This window comes from Streptomyces sp. NPDC046860, assembly GCF_040645115.1.
Lineage (GTDB): Bacteria > Actinomycetota > Actinomycetes > Streptomycetales > Streptomycetaceae > Streptomyces.
Map to the genome: position 1 here is coordinate 564562 of NZ_JBEYXQ010000001.1, position 13435 is coordinate 577996.

At 73.3% G+C, this 13435-nt stretch carries 15 protein-coding genes; 11 read left to right on the forward strand and 4 right to left on the reverse strand.

Annotated features, from left to right (window positions below; genetic code table 11):
- Positions 1 to 3: 3 nt before the first annotated feature.
- Complete coding sequence (locus ABZ898_RS02480; protein ID WP_361651921.1) at positions 4 to 651, reverse strand: TetR family transcriptional regulator; 648 nt, start codon at positions 649 to 651, stop codon at positions 4 to 6.
- Between the two features lie 120 nt (positions 652 to 771).
- Here ABZ898_RS02480 and ABZ898_RS02485 point away from each other — a divergent pair, with 120 nt between their 5' ends.
- The 5 genes from ABZ898_RS02485 to ABZ898_RS02505 all read left to right on the forward strand — a co-directional run bounded on the left by ABZ898_RS02485 (position 772) and on the right by ABZ898_RS02505 (position 3229).
- Complete coding sequence (locus ABZ898_RS02485; protein WP_361651922.1) at positions 772 to 936, forward strand: hypothetical protein; 165 nt, start codon at positions 772 to 774, stop codon at positions 934 to 936.
- A 38-nt stretch (positions 937 to 974) separates the two neighbouring features.
- A complete protein-coding gene (locus ABZ898_RS02490) occupies positions 975 to 1256 on the forward strand; it encodes a DUF4190 domain-containing protein (protein WP_361652276.1) in 282 nt (93 codons plus the stop codon).
- A 55-nt stretch (positions 1257 to 1311) separates the two neighbouring features.
- The gene (locus tag ABZ898_RS02495; protein ID WP_361651923.1) at positions 1312 to 2481 is read left to right on the forward strand and encodes a cysteine desulfurase family protein; all 1170 of its coding nucleotides are present in this window, start codon (positions 1312 to 1314) and stop codon (positions 2479 to 2481) included.
- A 98-nt stretch (positions 2482 to 2579) separates the two neighbouring features.
- Positions 2580 to 2813: a type II toxin-antitoxin system VapB family antitoxin gene (locus tag ABZ898_RS02500; protein ID WP_361651924.1), complete on the forward strand. Its 234-nt coding sequence runs from the start codon at positions 2580 to 2582 to the stop codon at positions 2811 to 2813.
- Positions 2810 to 3229, forward strand: a complete 420-nt coding sequence (locus tag ABZ898_RS02505; protein WP_361651925.1) for a PIN domain-containing protein — start codon at positions 2810 to 2812, stop codon at positions 3227 to 3229. Before ABZ898_RS02500 ends, ABZ898_RS02505 begins: the two co-directional genes overlap by 4 nt.
- Here the strand turns inward: ABZ898_RS02505 and ABZ898_RS02510 are convergent.
- A complete protein-coding gene (locus tag ABZ898_RS02510) occupies positions 3226 to 3885 on the reverse strand; it encodes an N-acetylmuramoyl-L-alanine amidase (RefSeq protein ID WP_361652278.1) in 660 nt (219 codons plus the stop codon). The genes ABZ898_RS02505 and ABZ898_RS02510 overlap by 4 nt on opposite strands.
- Positions 3886 to 3979: 94 nt before the next feature.
- Here ABZ898_RS02510 and mnmA point away from each other — a divergent pair, with 94 nt between their 5' ends.
- Complete coding sequence (gene mnmA, locus ABZ898_RS02515) at positions 3980 to 5104, forward strand: tRNA 2-thiouridine(34) synthase MnmA (protein ID WP_361651926.1); 1125 nt, start codon at positions 3980 to 3982, stop codon at positions 5102 to 5104.
- A 68-nt stretch (positions 5105 to 5172) separates the two neighbouring features.
- Here the strand turns inward: mnmA and ABZ898_RS02520 are convergent, their stop codons facing one another.
- Together ABZ898_RS02520 and ABZ898_RS02525 are read right to left on the reverse strand one after the other, a co-directional pair.
- Positions 5173 to 5955: an alpha/beta hydrolase gene (locus ABZ898_RS02520; protein WP_361652280.1), complete on the reverse strand. Its 783-nt coding sequence runs from the start codon at positions 5953 to 5955 to the stop codon at positions 5173 to 5175.
- A 61-nt stretch (positions 5956 to 6016) separates the two neighbouring features.
- Entirely contained in the window at positions 6017 to 6340 is a 324-nt protein-coding gene (locus ABZ898_RS02525; RefSeq protein WP_361651927.1) for a DUF427 domain-containing protein, read from the reverse strand.
- 59 nt (positions 6341 to 6399) lie between these two features.
- Between ABZ898_RS02525 and ABZ898_RS02530 the strand changes: the two genes are divergently transcribed.
- From ABZ898_RS02530 to ABZ898_RS02550, 5 genes are all read left to right on the forward strand, one after another.
- Positions 6400 to 6939, forward strand: a complete 540-nt coding sequence (locus tag ABZ898_RS02530; RefSeq protein ID WP_361651928.1) for a TIGR00730 family Rossman fold protein — start codon at positions 6400 to 6402, stop codon at positions 6937 to 6939.
- A gap of 16 nt (positions 6940 to 6955) precedes the next feature.
- A complete protein-coding gene (locus ABZ898_RS02535; RefSeq protein WP_361651929.1) occupies positions 6956 to 7645 on the forward strand; it encodes an SDR family oxidoreductase in 690 nt (229 codons plus the stop codon).
- A 45-nt stretch (positions 7646 to 7690) separates the two neighbouring features.
- Positions 7691 to 8698, forward strand: coding sequence for a methionine synthase (locus tag ABZ898_RS02540; protein ID WP_361651930.1), 1008 nt, complete (start codon positions 7691 to 7693; stop codon positions 8696 to 8698).
- A 16-nt stretch (positions 8699 to 8714) separates the two neighbouring features.
- Positions 8715 to 10910, forward strand: a complete 2196-nt coding sequence (gene ligA / locus ABZ898_RS02545) for an NAD-dependent DNA ligase LigA (RefSeq protein WP_361651932.1) — start codon at positions 8715 to 8717, stop codon at positions 10908 to 10910.
- Between the two features lie 260 nt (positions 10911 to 11170).
- On the forward strand, positions 11171 to 13390 hold the full coding sequence (locus tag ABZ898_RS02550) for a bifunctional diguanylate cyclase/phosphodiesterase (RefSeq protein WP_361651934.1): 2220 nt from the start codon (positions 11171 to 11173) through the stop codon (positions 13388 to 13390).
- The last annotated feature ends 45 nt before the right edge of the window (positions 13391 to 13435 follow it).

Consider the following 13435-nt stretch of genomic DNA (forward strand, 5'->3'; position numbering starts at 1 on the left):
CCCTCAGGGGGCGGGGGGCGTGTCCCGGTCCAGCCAGTGCCTGCTGCCGAGGCTGATCAGGCGCAGTTGCCGGGTGGCCAGCCGGGACACGCGCTCCCACTCGCCCCGGGGTGCCTCCAGCGCCTCCAGGAAGAGCTGGGCCGTGATGAGCATCTGGTCGACGTAGAGATGCGCGAGCATCGTCAGGTCGTCGTCCCCCCAGCCCTCCGCCTCCCGGCCCTCGGCCAGCTCGGCCTTGACCTCCTCGGCGAACCGCGCCAGCTGCGCCCGGATCGCCTCGCGCACCGGCTGCACCCCGCCGTGCCGCTCACGGGCGATGAAGCGGACGTGCGCCGGGAAGGCGCGGACATGCTGGTCGATCAGTTCGACCGCGCGGCCGATGCGCTCCTCCGGGTCGTCGGCCGCCGACACCGTGGGTCCCACCATCGGGTGCAGGCTGCCCAGCGACTCGTCGACCAGGGCCACGCCGAGGTCCGCCGTCGAGCGGAAGTGCCGGTAGAACGCGGTCGGCGCCACTCCCACCGCACGGGTCACCTCGCGCAGGCCCAGACTGCTCAGGCTCTGTTCCTCCAGCAGCAGCAGGGCCGCGTCCAGGAACGCCTGACGGGTCTTCTGCTTCTGTGCCTGCCGGATGCCGACGGTGTGACTCATGTCATCCAGTTAACAATTGTTCTCCGGAATTGAAAAGCCGTGCGGAGGGTTAGACTCGGAGTCAGTGAACAAGTGTTACTACAACTGTTCACCAAGACGTCCCAGAGGGGGGATCGAACCATGCTGTTCCTCGTCGCCGCACTCATGCTGCTCGGCGTCGTGCTCGGTACCGTGGCCCACGCCCCGCTGCCGGTCAGCGTCGCCGCCGCCGCCTTCATCGGCGTCTGGCTGGTGATCTTCGCCGTCCGTGAACGGCACGGCCGCCGCCACACCTCCGCCGACTGATCCGACCGCCCGTGAGCGACCATCAGGAGCTGAGCACCATGCTGCACCTCACCGCACCTGCCACCGGTCACGTCGAGGCGAGGCCGCGCCCGCGCGACGCCGACGGCATGGCCGTCGCGTCCTTCGTCCTCGGCCTGCTCGGCCTGCTCGTCCTCAACCTCGTCCTCGGGCCGGTCGCCGTCGTCCTCGCGGCCGTCTCCCTCTGGCGCGGCACGCGCCGCCGGGGCCGCGCCTGCCTCGGCATGGCCCTCGGCGCGGCCGACGTCGTCGTCCTGGTCCTCACCATGCAGCTGACCGACACCGTGTCCTGGAGCCTGTGAGGCACCGACGCCGGGCCCGGACCGCCTCCGCGCGGCCCGTAGAATCGGCGTCACCATGGCTTACCTCGACCACGCGGCCACGACCCCCATGCTTCCCGAGGCGGCGCAGGCGCTGACCGCCCACATGAGCGTGACCGGCAACGCGTCCTCCCTGCACGCCTCCGGCCGCCGGGCCCGCCGCACCGTCGAGGAGTCCCGCGAAACCCTCGCCGAGGCGCTCGGCGCCCGCCCCAGCGAGGTCGTGTTCACCTCCGGCGGCACCGAGGCCGACAACCTCGCCGTCAAGGGTCTGTACTGGTCCCGCCGCGCCGCCGACCCCGCCCGGGTCCGGGTCCTGGCCAGCCCCGTCGAGCATCACGCCGTGCTGGACGCCGTGCACTGGCTGGGCGAGCACGAGGGCGCCACCGTCGAGTACCTCCCCGTCGACCGCCACGGCCGCGTCCACCCCGAGGCGCTGCGCGAGGCCATCGCCCGCGACCCCGGCGACGTGGCGCTGGCCACCGTGATGTGGGCCAACAACGAGATCGGCACCCTGATGCCGGTGCGTGAACTCGCCGACATCGCCGCCGAGTACGGGATTCCGCTGCACGCCGACGCCGTGCAGGCCTTCGGTCAGGTGCCGGTCGACTTCGCCGCCTCGGGGCTCGCCGCGATGACCGTCTCCGGTCACAAGGTCGGCGGCCCCTACGGCATCGGCGCCCTGCTGCTCGGCCGCGAGCACAGCCCCGTGCCCGTGCTGCACGGCGGCGGCCAGGAGCGCCATGTCCGCTCCGGCACGCTGGACGTGCCCGCCGTCGCCTCCTTCGCGGTCGCCGGACGCCTCGCCGCCGAGCGGCAGGAGTGGTTCGCCCGCGAGATCGGCACCCTGCGCGACCGCCTGGTGGAGGCCGTACGGGCCGCCGTCCCCGACGCCCTGCTCGGTGGCGACCCCGCACCCGGCGGCCGGCTCCCCGCCAACGCGCACTTCACCTTCCCCGGCTGCGAGGGCGACTCCCTGCTCCTGCTGCTGGACGCCCAGGGCATCGAGTGCTCCACCGGCTCCGCCTGCACCGCGGGCGTCGCCCAGCCCAGCCACGTCCTGCTGGCCACCGGCACCGCCCCCGACCTCGCCCGCGGCACCCTCCGCTTCTCCCTGGGCCACACCTCCACCCAGGACGACGTCGACGCCGTCGCCAAGTCCATCGGCCCCGCCGTGGAACGCGCCCGCGCGGCCGGGCTGACCTGAGAGGCACGGACGGACTCCGTTCGGGCAGCCCTCCGTCCTATGTGGATGATGTACGCTTCCCATGTATATAGCCGACATTGCTGTGGGTGAGGTGGCTCATGACCGTCACGCAGATCGACCTGGACGACGAGACGCTGGCCGCGGCCATGCGGCTGATGGGCACTGCGACGAAGAAGGAGACCGTCAACACGGCCCTGCGTGAGTATGTGCGGCGCGTCGAGCGTCTCCGGGCGGCCGAGGCCCTCGCCGAACGCGGTGCGCGCGGAGAGTTCGACGCTGCCGCGCGGGCGCACGCGGCGGCGAAGCGGGCCCGTACGGACGCCGCCGGGTGAACAGGTTCCTGCTCGACACCTCCGCTTTGTGGTACCTGTTCCGCACCCCGGGCGCGCTGGGGCCCTGGGAGGGCTACATCGAAGCGGGCGGCTTCTGGATCTCCGAGCCGACGCGCACCGAGTTCCTGTACTCGGCCGTGAACTCCGCGCACCGCGACGAACTCGCCGACGAACTGGACGCGCTCTGCTCCCTCGCGCCCGTGCCGAAGGGCGCCTGGCGCTGGGTCGATACGGCCCAGTACAAGCTGACACAGAAGGGGCAGCATCGATCGGCCGGGCCCCTCGACCTGCTGGTCTGTGCCACCGCGGTGCACCACGATCTGACCGTCCTGCACCTGGGCGACGACTTCACCACCGTGGCCCGCGTGGTCGCCGAGCTGCGCGAACGAAACGTGCGCGCGGCCGGCCTGGTCTAGGCCGAGGTCCCGCCGGGCGCCGTACGCGCGCCGCGCACCAGGCGTATGTAGCGGTCCCAGTCCCAGTGCGGGCCGGGGTCCGTGTGGTCGGTGCCCGGCACCTCGACGTGCCCCACGATGTGCTCCCGGTCCGCCGGCATGCCGTACCGCGCGCATATGGCGGCCGTCAGCCGGGCCGAGGCGGCGTACATCGCGTCCGTGAAGGACTTCGGGTCGTCCACGAAGCCGACGTGCTCGATGCCGACACTGCGCTCGTTGAAGGACCGGTTGCCCGCGTGGAAGGCCACGTCCAGCTCCCGGATGAGCTGGGTGACCCTGCCGTCCTGCCGCACGATGTAGTGGGCCGCCGCCTGGTGCGCGGGGTCCTGGAACACCTTCACCGCCGAGGCGTACCCGCCCTGGGTGACATGGACGACCACCCGGTCCACCGCGTAGTCGTCCGGGCGGTCCGCGTGGCGGTAGTTGGCGGAGGCGGCCGCCACCCAGCGGGCGCCCGCGAAGTCCACCGCGCCCGGCACCCTGGCCCGCTCCACGCCCGGCAGCCGCCAGTACAGCCGGGTCAGTTCCTCATGAGCCAGCGCCGCCGCCCCCGCGGCGGCCACCGCGCCGCCGATGAGCAGCGCGCGCCGGCTCGGCCGCCGGTCCCCGTCGTCCATCTCCACCCCGTACGTCCCGTTCCCCGGTCCCTTCGAGATCGTCAACGCACACCCGGCGTCCGCGGTTCCCGCCGCCCCGTACCCTGGAAGGGCTATGACTGAGACCTCGCCGCGCCCCCTCCGCGTCCTCGCCGCCATGTCCGGTGGCGTGGACTCCGCCGTCGCCGCCGCGCGCGCCGCGGAAGCCGGTCACGACGTGACCGGTGTCCACCTCGCGCTCTCCGCGAACCCGCAATCGTTCCGGACCGGCGCGCGGGGCTGCTGCACCATCGAGGACTCCCGCGACGCACGCCGCGCCGCCGACGTCATCGGCATCCCGTTCTACGTCTGGGACCTCGCCGACCGCTTCCGCGAGGACGTGGTCGAGGACTTCGTCGCCGAGTACGAGGCCGGCCGCACCCCCAACCCCTGCCTGCGCTGCAACGAGAAGATCAAGTTCGCCGCGCTGCTGGACAAGGCGCTCGCGCTCGGCTTCGACGCCGTCTGCACCGGCCACTACGCCAAGGTCCTCGTGGACGAGGACGGCAACCGCGAGCTGCACCGCGCCTCCGACATGGCCAAGGACCAGTCCTACGTCCTCGGCGTGCTGGACGACCGCCAGCTCGCGCACGCCCTCTTCCCGCTCGGCGACACCGTCACCACCAAGGACGAGATCCGCGCCGAGGCGGAGCGGCGCGGCCTGGCCGTCGCCAAGAAGCCCGACTCGCACGACATCTGCTTCATCGCCGACGGCGACACCCAGGGCTTCCTCGCCGGCCGGCTCGGCAAGGCCGAGGGCGACATCGTCGACGAGGACGGCAACCGCGTCGGAACCCACGAGGGCGCCTACGGCTACACCATCGGCCAGCGCAAGGGCCTGCGCCTGGGCACCCCGGCCCCCGACGGCAAGCCGCGCTACGTCCTGGACATCTCCCCGGTCACCAACACCGTCACCGTCGGCCCGGCCGCCGCCCTCGACGTCACCGCGCTCACCGCGATCAAGCCCCGCTGGTGCGGCACCGCGCCCGAGGGACCCGGCACCTACACCGCCCAGCTGCGCGCCCACGGCGGCGAGACCGAGGTCGCCGCCGAGCTGGTCGACGGCGAACTGCGCGTCACCTTCACCGAGCCCGTCCGCGGCGTCGCCCCCGGCCAGGCGGTCGTGCTGTACGACGGCACGCGCGTGGTCGGCTCCGCGACCATCGCCACGACCACCCGCGCCAAGGCCGCCACGGTCTGACCGTCCGCCCGCCGCGCCCGGCCGGAAACCCTCCGGCCCCGCGTCCGGCGGGGACCCTCCGGCCGGGCTCAGCCGGTGACGAAGTCGGCCAGCACCGGCGCGAGGAACGCCGGCTCCACCGCGTGCGTCTGCCCCTCCAGCACCGCGTACGCCCCGTCCGGTACCGCCTCCGCGACCGCCCGCGCGCCCGCGCGCAGCCACTCGGGGCTCAGGCTGCCCGCCACCGACAGCACCGGCACCGGGATGCGGGCGAGCACGTCCGCCGGCAGCAGGCCGTCGCCCATCAGGGCGGCGTCGTGGGCGAGGCTCGGGGCGAGCTGTTCCAGGCCCGGCCACATGGGGGACTGGCGGGCCCGCTGGATCATCTCCTCGGCCAGCCCGGTCAGCCGCAGGAACAATTCCACCGCCCCGCCCCGGTCGCCCTCCGCCAGCGCCAGGTCCAGGGCCGCCGCGTAGGCCACCTGCTGCTCCGGGCCACCGGGCAGGAAGTCGTCGAACGGCACCTCGTACACCGCCGCCCGGGTCACGGGGAGGCCGCTCGCGGCCGCCAGGAGCACCAGCGCGCCGCCCGAGGACAGCCCGAACAGCGCCGCCTCGCCGCCCACCGCCTCCAGCAGCGCCGCCAGGTCCTCCACCTCGCGCTCCACCGAGTACGGCGCGCTGTCCCCGCTGGCTCCCCGGCCCCGCCGGTCGTAGACGACGGCCCGGCAGCGGTCCGCGAGCGCGGCCGCCAGCGGGGCGAGCGTGAGACCGGTGGACAGCGCGCCGCTCACCAGGATCACCGCCGGCCCCTCGCCGGTCACGCGGTAGGCCAGAGAGGTGCCGTCGGGGGAAGTCGTCTTCTTGTCCATGCCCGTGGAGACTGCCGTACGGGTGCCGAACTCACCGGTCACGACACGGCGCGCCGCGAGGTCAGGCCACTTCGGGGGCGTAGAAGCAGTAGTGGTCCTTGATCCGGGCCACCTCCGGCTTCGGGTCCGGGTACGCCCACACCAGGTCGGGGGCGTCCGGCAGCGACCAGTAGGACGCCGTGCCCTTGAAGGGGCAGTCGGTGTGCGTCCCCGACGGGGTCAGCAGATCGAGCCGGACGTCCTCGGCGGGGATGTAGTACCGGGGCGGACAGCCCGTCTCGTGCAGTACGAGAGGGCGGTCGGTCTCCGCGAGCACCTGGCCGTCGTGTGCGACACGCACATGCTGCTCGCCCTGTTCGATGGTGATCGTGTGTCCGTGTGCCATACCGGAAGAGCACTGGCGGAGCCGTCGTTGTTCCCGCGCGCCCGCGTACCGTGGTCGGCATGAACATCTGCGTCTTCCTCTCCGCCGCCGACCTCGACGAACGCTACACACGCCCCGCGCGGGAGTTCGGCGAGCTGCTGGGCAAGGGCGGGCACACGCTCGTCTGGGGCGGCTCCGACTCCGGTCTGATGAAGGTCGTCGCCGACGGCGTGGAGGACGCCGGGGGCAGGCTCGTGGGTGTCTCCGTGGAGTTCCTGTCGGCGGTCGCCCGCCCCGGCGCCGACGAGATGGTCGTCGCGGCCGACCTCGCCGAGCGCAAGCGGCTCCTGCTGGAGAAGGCCGACGCCGTGGTCATCATGGTCGGCGGCACCGGCACCCTGGACGAGGCCACCGAGATCCTGGAGCTGAAGAAGCACGGCCGCACCGCCAAGCCCGTCGTGCTGCTCAACACCGCCGGCTTCTACGACGGCCTGGAGCGGCAGTTCCGCCGCATGGAGGCCGAGGGCTTCCTGCCGCGCCCGCTGTCCGAGCTGGTCTTCTTCGCCGAGGAGCCGGCCGGCGCCCTCGCCCACCTGGAGGAGTCCCTCGCCGCGGGCTGATGGGACCATGGCGGGCATGGCTACTCATGTGATCACCGGCGCCGGTTCCGGCATCGGCGCCGCCGTCGCCCGCCGTCTGCACGCGCGCGGGGACGACCTCGTCCTCCACGCGCGTGACGCGGCCCGCGCCAAGGAGCTGGCGGCCGAGTTCCCCGGCGCCCGCACCCTGGTGGGCGACCTCGCCGACCCCGACAAGCTGTCCTGGGCCTTCTCCCACCAGTCGCTGCCGGACCGCGTCGACTCCCTGCTGCACATCGCCGGGGTCGTCGACCTCGGCGACGTCGGTGACCTCACCCCCAAGTCCTGGCGCCACCAGCTCAACGTCAACCTGATCGCCCCCGCCGAGCTGACCCGCCACTTCCTGCCCCAGCTCCGCGCCGCCCGCGGCCAGGTCCTCTTCGTCAACTCCGGCGCCGGACTCAACGCCCACGCCGGCTGGTCCGCGTACGCCGCCTCCAAGCACGGGCTGAAGGCCCTCGCGGACTCGCTGCGCCACGAGGAGCACGGCAACGGGGTACGCGTCACCTCGGTCTACCCCGGCCGCACCGCCAGCCCGATGCAGGCCAAGGTGCACCAGCAGGAGGGCAAGGAGTACGACCCCGCGCGGTTCATCGACCCCGAGTCGGTCGCCGACACCGTCCTGCTCGCCCTCGACCTGCCCAGGGACGCGGAGATCAACGACCTGACCGTGCGCCCCGGTCACTGACACGCCGCCGACACGGCCGCGCGCCGCACGGCATACCCTGCCGGGGTGAGTGAGAACACCCAGGTCACCTTCCCCGCGGCCACCGGCGTCGGTTCGATGCCCGGCGAGGACGCGATCGAGGCCGCCAAGACCGTCACCGGCAGCCTGGAGGACTTCCCGTACCTCGCCGAGCAGCCCGCGCGCGGCCCCGGCGCCGACATGATCGGCCGCACCGCCGGGATGCTCGTCGAGCTGTACGCGCGCGTGGAGCCCAGCGGCTGGCGGCTGTCCGACCGGCCCGGCCGCGACACCCGGCGCGCGCACGCCTGGCTGCGCCAGGACCTCGACGCCCTGGAGGAGTTCACCCAGGGCTACGAGGGAGACCTCAAGGTGCAGGCGGTCGGCCCCTGGACGCTGGCCGCCGCACTGGAACTCCGGGGCGGCGAGGCGGTGCTGTCCGACCCCGGAGCCTGCCGCGACCTCACCGCCTCGCTCGCCGAGGGCCTGCGCCTGCACCTGGACGGTGTGCGCCGCCGCGTCCCCGGCGCCCGGGTGGTGCTCCAGCTCGACGAACCCTCCCTCACCGCCGTCCTGCGCGGACAGGTCAGGACCGCCAGCGGCTACCGCACCTACCGCGCCGTGGACCGGCAGGTCGTGGAGTCCGGCCTGCGCGAGGTGCTCGCCGCGAGCGGCCCCGGCCCCACCGTCGTCCACTCCTGCGCCCCCGATGTGCCGTTCGCGCTGCTGCGCCGCGCGGGCACCGACGCCGTCTCCTTCGACTTCGCCCTCCTCACCGAGCGTGACGACGACGCGATCGGCGAGGCCGTCGAGGCGGGCACCCGGCTCTTCGCCGGTGTCGTCCCCGGCACGGATGCCGCATTGTCAGACCCTGCCGGTAGCGTCATGGGTGTCAGGACGCTGTGGCGCAGGCTGGGGCTGCGGCCGGGGCTGCTCGCGGAAGCGGTCACGGTCACCCCCACGTGCGGTCTCGCGGGTGCTTCCCCCGCCTACGCCCGCCAGGCACTCGCCCACTGCGTCCGGGCGGCGAGATCCCTCGCGGACAACCCTGAGTAACTGGGAGGACGACACGGTGGCCGGCGACAAGCAAGCGGCGACGACAGCGGTGCCCGCCGAGGCCCGCGAGAGGCACGGGCGGCTCGCGGAGCAGGTCGAGGAACACCGCTTCCGGTACTACGTGAAGGACGCTCCCGTCGTCAGCGACGCGGAGTTCGACAAGCTCCTGAAGACCCTGGAGGCCCTGGAGGAGGAGTTCCCGGAGCTGCGCACCCCGGACTCGCCCACCCAGAAGGTCGCCGGCTCCTACGAGACCGAGTTCACCGCGGTCGCGCACCGCGAGCGCATGCTGTCCCTGGACAACACCTTCAACGACGAGGAACTGGCCGCCTGGGCCGACCGCATCGCCCGCGAACTGGGCGAGCAGACCTACCACTTCCTGTGCGAGCTGAAGGTCGACGGACTCGCCGTCAACCTCACCTACGAGCACGGCCGCCTCACCCGCGCCGCGACGAGGGGCGACGGCCGCACCGGCGAGGACATCACCCCCAACGTCCGCACCATCGGCGACATCCCCGAGCGCCTCCAGGGCGAGGACCTGCCCGACCTCGTGGAGATCCGCGGCGAGGTCTACTTCCCGATGGACAAGTTCCTGGAGCTGAACGAACGCCTGGTCGCCGCCGGGGAGAAGCCCTTCGCCAACCCCCGCAACGCGGCCGCCGGTTCACTGCGACAGAAGGACCCGCGCGTCACCGCGAGCCGCCCGCTGCACATGGTCGTCCACGGCATCGGCGCCCACGAGGGCTTCAGCGGCCTGACCCGCCTGTCCGAGGCGTACGGCCTGCTGAAGACCTGGGGCCTGCCCACCTCCCCGCACAACCGGGTGGTCGACGGCCTGGACGGCGTAAGGGAGTTCATCGCCCACTACGGCGAGCACCGCCACTCCGTGGACCACGAGATCGACGGCGCGGTCATCAAGCTCGACGAGATCCGCCTCCAGGGCCGCCTCGGCTCCACCGCCCGCGCCCCCCGCTGGGCCATCGCGTACAAGTACGCGCCGGAGGAGGTCAACACCAAGCTCATCGACATCAAGGTCGGCGTCGGCCGCACCGGCCGCGTCACCCCGTACGCCCAGGTCGAGCCGGTCACGGTCGCGGGCAGCGAGGTCGAGTTCGCCACCCTGCACAACCAGGAGGTCGTCAAGGCCAAGGGCGTGCTCATCGGGGACACCGTGGTGCTGCGCAAGGCCGGTGACGTCATCCCGGAGATCCTCGGGCCCGTCGCCGACCTCAGGGACGGCGGCGAGCGCGAGTTCGTGATGCCGACGCACTGCCCCGAGTGCGGCACCGCGCTGCGCCCGATGAAGGAGGGCGACATCGACCTCCGCTGCCCCAACGCCCGCACCTGCCCGGCCCAGTTGCGCGAGCGCGTGGCCTACCTCGCCGGGCGCGAGTGCCTGGACATCGAGCACTTCGGCGGGGTCGCCGCCGCCGCGCTCACCCGGCCGCTGGAGCCCGCCGACCCGCCCCTGGTCGACGAGGGCGACCTGTTCGACCTCACGGTGGAGAAGCTGCTGCCCATCAAGGCGCACGTCCTCGACCCCGACAGCGGACTGCCCAAGCGCGACCCGAAGACCGGCGAGGAGAAGGTCGTCACCGTCTTCGCCAACCAGAAGGGCGAGCCGAAGAAGAACACCCTCTCCCTGCTGGAGCACATCGAGGCGGCCAAGCGGCGCCCGCTCGCCCGGTTCATCAACGGCCTGTCGATCCGTCATGTCGGCCCCGTCGCCGCCCAGGCGCTCGCCCGCGAGTTCCGGTCCGTCGACCGCATCGAGGCGGCCACCGAGGAGGAGCTCGCCGCGACCGACGGGGTGGGCCCGATCATCGCCGCCGCCCTCAAGGAGTGGTTCGCCGAGGACTGGCACCGCGAGATCGTGCGCAAGTGGAAGGCGGCCGGAGTCCCGCTGGAGGAGGAGGCCACCGGCGAGGACGAGGGCCCGCGCCCGCTGGAGGGCATGACCGTCGTCGTGACCGGAACGCTGGAGAACTTCACCCGCGACGGCGCGAAGGACGCCCTGCAGAACCGGGGCGCGAAGGTGACCGGTTCCGTCTCCAAGAAGACCTCGTTCGTGGTCGTCGGCGACAACCCCGGCTCCAAGTACGACAAGGCGATGCAGCTCAAGGTGCCGGTCCTGGACGAGGACGGATTCGCCGTCCTGCTGGAGCGCGGGCCCGAGGCCGCGGCCGAAGTCGCGCTTCCGACCGGGGAGTAGCGGTTGAAGGCCACCCGTACGGCGCATATCAGATGCATACGGGTGGCCCGGACGCATTCGGGCGACCGTCCACGACCGCTGCCCGAGGAAGCCTTCCGCGGCCTACTGTTGAGGGGTGCGCCCGCCGTGCCCAGCCGCGGCCGGTGCATCCCCGTGCCGGGCAGCCGGCGCGGGGAAGGGCTTTCCACCGCCGAGCCGCTGATGGTCCTCGGGGCTAGGGCCGCGTGGCGTGGGCACCGCCGGCTGTGAGAGGGACGGGTATGGAACCGACCGAGAACGCCGCCCCCGGCTCACGGCAGCGCCTGCGCCGCCGCGTCGGCGCGTGGCGGGGGAGCCGGTGGACCGGACGCAGCAAGGACCGCGCGGGGCCGGACTCCCGCGCCGACGGCGTCGATCCGCACGCCGCGCTGGTCCTCGCCGCCGACCTCGCCCCGGACGACGACGCCCGACAGCGCACGCAGGCACCCACGTTGCCCGCCGCGCTCGCCGGCGCCGCCGCACTCGCCCTCGGTGCCGGGCTCTACGGCGCCTTCAGCGGCGACCACGCGCTCTTCCCCGCCGGCACGGCCGGCTGGGCGCTGGCGCTGCTCACCGGCCTCGTCGTCGGCCATCTCGTGATGCTGGGCCGGGCCCGCTGGGGAGGCGGCACCGCCTCCGGCGCCGCGCTCACCCTCGCCACCCTGCTGCTGTACGGCTGGGTCCCGGCCGGACTGGTCAGCCTCACCGTCGTCGTCCTGGTCGGCGTCGCCCGGCGCAACTGCTGGCGGCAGGGCCTCACCCACGGCGCGGTGGACATCCTCGGCATCGGCGCCGGGGCCCTGGTGCTCGCCGCCTTCGGCCGGGTGGGCAGCGTGGAGGAGCCCTGGGGTCCGGGAAGCTGGGACCTGGGCACCGTCCCCGAGGTGGTGCTCGCGGCGGGGGCCTATCTCCTCGTCAGCCGGGGGCTGTTGTGGTACCTGCACGCCCCGCGCGGGGGCGGGGTGCCCACCGTCGCCCGTTCCGCCCTGATACGCCAGGGGCTGGTCGCTGTCGCCCTGCTCGGCATCGCCCCGCTGGTGTGCGTGGTCGCCGACGCCCGGCCGGTGCTGCTGCCGCTGTTCGCCGTCCCGCTGATCGCGCTGGACTCCACGCTGTGGATGGCGCGGGCCCGCGCCGAGGAGCAGTTGCGCGATCCGCTGACCGGACTGCCCAACCGGCAGTGGCTGCTGGAGCGGATCTGGACCGCGCTGGACGAGGCCGAACGCGTCGGCGCCCGCTCGGCGTTGATGCTGATCGACCTCGACCGCTTCCGGTCGGTCAACGACACCCTCGGGCATCTCGCCGGTGACCGGCTGCTGTTGCAGATCGCCGACCGGCTCCAGAACGCCCTGCCGCGCGGAGCGGAGGCCGCGCGGCTGGGCGGGGACGAGTTCGCGGTCTTACTGCCCGTGGCCGACTCCACGACCTCGGCCACCCGGGTCGCGCGCGCTCTGGTCACCGCGCTCGGCTCCCCGCTCGACCTCGACGGACTCACGCTCGTGCTGGAGGCCAGCGCGGGCGTGGCCGTCTTCCCCGACCACGCGCTGGACGCCGAGGGCATGCTGCGGCGCGCCGACGTGGCGATGTACCAGGCCAAGCGGGACCGGACCGGCGTGGAGGCGTACGAGTCCAAGCGGGACTCCAACACCCCGGACCGCCTCGCCCTGCTGGGCGACCTGCGCCGCGCGCTCGACGCCCACGAGGTCCAGCTGCACTACCAGCCCAAGGTCCGCTTCGACGGCCAGGTCGCGGGGCTGGAGGCGCTGGTGCGGTGGGTGCATCCCGAGCGGGGGAAGGTGCCGCCGGACGAGTTCATAGCGATCGCCGAGACCTCCGGGCTGATGCCGCACCTCACCGAGTACGTCCTGGAGACGGCCCTCGCGCAGGTCGCCCGCTGGCGCGAACAGGGACTCAGGGTGCCGGTCGCGGTGAACGTCTCCCCGCGCGACGTGCACACCCCCGGCTTCGCCGGTTCCGTCGCCGCCCGGCTGGCCCGGCACGGAGTCCCGGCGGGGGCACTCCAGTTGGAGATCACCGAGCACGTGCTGCTGGAGGACCCGCAGCGGGCCGCCGACACCCTGGCCGCGCTGGCCGGGCACGGCGTGAAGATGTCCCTGGACGACTTCGGCACCGGCTACTCCTCCTTGGTCCACCTGCGGCGGCTCCCGGTCAGCGAGCTGAAGATCGACCGCTCCTTCGTGGCCCGGCTCGCGGTGGACGCCGAGGACGCGGCGATCGTGCGCTGCACGGTCGACCTCGCCCATTCGCTCGGCCTGGTGGTCGTCGCCGAGGGGGTCGAGGACGACGAGACCTGGGAGCATCTGCGCGACCTGCACTGCGACGCCGTCCAGGGCTGGCTGGTGGCCGCGGCCATGCCCCCCGAGGAGACCACCGCCTGGCTGAAGGCCCGCGGCCCGAGAGGCTGGCAGCGCCCGCGTGCGGCGCTTCCGGCGGGGGAGTGAACACCAGCCACCGCAGCGGGAACGTTTCACCCTTCGCGCCCCCGG

What these genes read in the sequence shown, in the direction of transcription:
- ABZ898_RS02520 (WP_361652280.1), bottom strand. Translation starts at nt 5,955, where the DNA reads ATGGACAAGAAGACGACTTCCCCCGACGGCACCTCTCTGGCCTACCGC.
- ABZ898_RS02490 (WP_361652276.1), top strand. Translation starts at nt 975, where the DNA reads ATGCTGCACCTCACCGCACCTGCCACCGGTCACGTCGAGGCGAGGCCG.
- ABZ898_RS02525 (WP_361651927.1), bottom strand. Translation starts at nt 6,340, where the DNA reads ATGGCACACGGACACACGATCACCATCGAACAGGGCGAGCAGCATGTG.
- ABZ898_RS02510 (WP_361652278.1), bottom strand. Translation starts at nt 3,885, where the DNA reads ATGGACGACGGGGACCGGCGGCCGAGCCGGCGCGCGCTGCTCATCGGC.
- ABZ898_RS02535 (WP_361651929.1), top strand. Translation starts at nt 6,956, where the DNA reads ATGGCTACTCATGTGATCACCGGCGCCGGTTCCGGCATCGGCGCCGCC.
- ABZ898_RS02480 (WP_361651921.1), bottom strand. Translation starts at nt 651, where the DNA reads ATGAGTCACACCGTCGGCATCCGGCAGGCACAGAAGCAGAAGACCCGT.
- ABZ898_RS02550 (WP_361651934.1), top strand. Translation starts at nt 11,171, where the DNA reads ATGGAACCGACCGAGAACGCCGCCCCCGGCTCACGGCAGCGCCTGCGC.
- ABZ898_RS02500 (WP_361651924.1), top strand. Translation starts at nt 2,580, where the DNA reads ATGACCGTCACGCAGATCGACCTGGACGACGAGACGCTGGCCGCGGCC.
- mnmA (WP_361651926.1), top strand. Translation starts at nt 3,980, where the DNA reads ATGACTGAGACCTCGCCGCGCCCCCTCCGCGTCCTCGCCGCCATGTCC.
- ABZ898_RS02530 (WP_361651928.1), top strand. Translation starts at nt 6,400, where the DNA reads ATGAACATCTGCGTCTTCCTCTCCGCCGCCGACCTCGACGAACGCTAC.
- ABZ898_RS02485 (WP_361651922.1), top strand. Translation starts at nt 772, where the DNA reads ATGCTGTTCCTCGTCGCCGCACTCATGCTGCTCGGCGTCGTGCTCGGT.
- ABZ898_RS02495 (WP_361651923.1), top strand. Translation starts at nt 1,312, where the DNA reads ATGGCTTACCTCGACCACGCGGCCACGACCCCCATGCTTCCCGAGGCG.